Origin of the sequence: Thermococcus sp., assembly GCF_027008145.1 — an archaeon.
In the GTDB taxonomy this organism is placed as follows: Archaea; Methanobacteriota_B; Thermococci; order Thermococcales; family Thermococcaceae; genus Thermococcus.
Genome location: NZ_JALTCZ010000064.1, coordinates 1 through 2696, shown reverse-complemented (window position 1 = coordinate 2696; position 2696 = coordinate 1). Strand labels below are relative to the sequence as shown.

The window sequence follows — 2696 nt, the reverse complement described above, 5'->3', positions numbered from 1 at the left end:
TCAACGACCCGGAAATAATAGAGACCATACGGAGAAAAACAGGAAGAAACGTAAAGCTCGTCAACGTGCTGGTCGAATAAGTCAGTCAACCTCCAGGCTGAAGTCCTGGTAGTCCATCCATATGCCCGTCTTCATTATCGAGTCGTACTGCGCCTTAAGAAGCTCGTAGTGGCCCTTCTCTACCTTCGCCAGCTCCTCGAAGATTCTTTTAACACCCTCATGCTCCGCCTCCTCAGCGGCTTTCTCGTAGACCTCCCAGGTCAGCTTTTCCTGCTCCATGCCCACCTTTACGGCATCAACCTCACTCAGGCTTTCCGGTTCCTTGACAAGGAGTTTCTCAAGGAGTTCCTCGCTTACAGCCGGAAGCCTGCACTCCGCGGCGACCCTCTCAAGGAAGGCCTTCTCGAACTCGTCCCAGTGCTCAGCTTCTTCTTTCGCCAGGAACAGGAACATCTTCCTGGCCTTCTCGTCCCCCGCTTTCCTTGCGAGCCTCAGGTAGAACTTCAGCTCGGCCTTCTCGACTTCAAGGGCTAGGGCTAAGGCCTCAAGCTCGTTCATGGAACCACCAAATTATATTTAACCGGCCACCTTAATAAAACTTGGTGGACAGTAATGAGAATCGAAAGGGCTGAAAGGCCGGAAGAGATGAAGAAAGAGCTCCTCATGTTCGTGTTTAAGGTTTATCAGAGCACTAACGGTGCCTATCCGGCCCTGGAGTGGGTCGAGGAGAAGCCCTCCCCTGATGACTTTGAGGACTTTAGGAGGGTCTACGAGCCCTTCCTTGAGTTCCGCCTGAGAGGGGAGTTCGATGAGCTTTATATAATGAGGGATGACGAAATCCTGGGGACTGTTGCCCTCGTCTACAACCTGACTGAGAAGGACGTCTGGTGGGTTCCCGAGCAAATAAGGGACAAGAAGGCAGGCCTGATAGAGTTCTTCATGACATCCCCACAGGTGAGGGGAAAAGGCTACGGCTCGATGCTCCTCTCCTTCGCCATCCATCGGTTGAGGGAGCTCGGGAAAACGCCCTACGTTGTAACATTTCCGAACCTTGAAGCCTACTCCTACTACCTCCGGAAGGGCTTCGAAAAGGTTATGGACTACAGGGACTTCGTCGTCCTGAAGTACACTGGGAGGGAAGAGGGTGCTCTACGTTGAAATCCTGGGGAACCTTCCAGAGATGGCACGGGACGAGGTTAGAGCCATGCTTGAGCTGGCCGGGGAAGAGGTTGTCGGCCAGGACTACCTCCTGCTGAAGGTCACGGGAGATGAGAGAGTCTTCCCACACCTCAACAGACTTGGGCTGGCTCACGAATACGGGGAGCTGATTGTCGAGGCCAAATCCATCGAACAGCTCCTTGAGAAGGCCGAAAAAGCGAAATGGCCAATCAGAGGGGCTTTCAAAGTCGATACCGAGACAATGGCCAACTGCAGGCACAACGTTACTGACCTCCCCCGGAAGCTCGGAGCGGCCATACACGCCCGGGGCTTTAGGGTAAACCTATCAAAACCGGATACAGTTGTCAGGGTTTACTGTGGGGAGAGGCTGTACACAGGAATAAGGCTCCGCTTCTTCGACCCGAAGGAATTCGAGATGAGAAAGGCCCACCACAGGCCCTTTTTTAGGCCGATATCCCTCCACCCGAGGGTTTCCCGGGCCCTTGTGAACCTCACGAAGGCAAGGAGAGAAATCCTTGACCCGATGATGGGCGCCGGCGGGATACTCATCGAGGCTGGCCTTCTCGGCCTGAAGGTTTACGGCGTAGACATTAAGCCGGAGATGGTGGAAGGTGCCGAGAGGAACCTGAGGCACTACGGCATAACCGACTACGAGGTTAAACTTGGAGACGCCACGAGGCTGGAGGAGCTGTTCCCGGGCAGGAGGTTTGAAGCCGTTGCCACTGACCCCCCCTACGGCACCTCCGCAACCCTCGCGGGCAGGAGGAGGGACGAGCTCTACAGGGCTGTTTTGAGGAGTATCTATAACGTTCTTAAACCGGGTGGGAGGCTCGTCATAGCCTTTCCAGCTGACTTCAGGGGGGAGGAAGAGGCCGGGAAGCTCGGCTTCAGACCTGTCGGTAGGTACTACCAGAGGGTTCACAAGAGCCTTGATAGGTACTTCTACGTGTTTGAAAAATAGAAAAAATTTCTAAAATGTTGATCGCATCGAAACCTTTTTACGTCCCTCCATATTTTTCTAACCAGGGGAGAGGATTATGGCCAATGACCAGATTATAGTGTTTGAAAAATTTGCTCAAAAACTTCAACCTGGGGAAGATATACTAGTTGAATACACCCCAGAAGAACCCGTGCATATGCTCTTTTATGGAATCTTGAGGAGTCTTGTAGGCGTGGATAACGTCATAATAGTTGACGAACTCGACCAGCTCCACGTATTCAGGACTCACCTGCATCTCTCCGGCGTGGATATTTCTCTAATAGACAGCTCACCCGTGATCAAGATGGGAGGTATAATCCCAACGGGAAACATACTTGGAAAAGTTGATCTGAACGAGGAACCACCCGTGAGGAAAAAGCACTACGAGGAGATAGTGAAGTCCATTAGGGAAAAGCACAGGTTCAGGATTGTAGTGGGCTTCGACAAGGTTCTCCTGAGGTATGAGAACGACCCGAGGGAAAGGGAGAAGATATTCGGATATCTTATCAGACCCCACATAGGGGACGAGAGCCGTATC

The 2696-nt window shown here is 52.5% G+C and carries 4 protein-coding genes; 3 read left to right on the top strand and 1 reads right to left on the bottom strand.

Annotated elements, in window-relative coordinates; all coding sequences use genetic code 11:
• Nucleotides 1-81: 81 nt before the first annotated feature.
• A complete protein-coding gene (locus tag MVD07_RS03130; RefSeq protein ID WP_297498526.1) occupies nucleotides 82-558 on the bottom strand; it encodes a ferritin family protein in 477 nt (158 codons plus the stop codon).
• Between the two features lie 54 nt (nucleotides 559-612).
• Between MVD07_RS03130 and MVD07_RS03125 the strand changes: the two genes are divergently transcribed.
• The 3 genes from MVD07_RS03125 to MVD07_RS03115 form a co-directional block, all read left to right on the top strand.
• Nucleotides 613-1158 (top strand): GNAT family N-acetyltransferase, encoded by a 546-nt coding sequence (locus tag MVD07_RS03125; protein WP_297498523.1) that lies wholly within the window; start codon nucleotides 613-615, stop codon nucleotides 1156-1158.
• Nucleotides 1145-2140: a TIGR01177 family methyltransferase gene (locus MVD07_RS03120; protein ID WP_297498520.1), complete on the top strand. Its 996-nt coding sequence runs from the start codon at nucleotides 1145-1147 to the stop codon at nucleotides 2138-2140. Before MVD07_RS03125 ends, MVD07_RS03120 begins: the two co-directional genes overlap by 14 nt.
• A 76-nt stretch (nucleotides 2141-2216) precedes the next feature.
• The coding region (locus MVD07_RS03115) for a DUF257 family protein (protein WP_297498517.1) at nucleotides 2217-2696 on the top strand (480 nt) is incomplete at its 3' end.

Excerpts from the sequence above, each read along its gene's own strand:
- MVD07_RS03125 (WP_297498523.1), top strand. The coding sequence starts at position 613 with ATGAGAATCGAAAGGGCTGAAAGGCCGGAAGAGATGAAGAAAGAGCTC.
- MVD07_RS03130 (WP_297498526.1), bottom strand. The coding sequence starts at position 558 with ATGAACGAGCTTGAGGCCTTAGCCCTAGCCCTTGAAGTCGAGAAGGCC.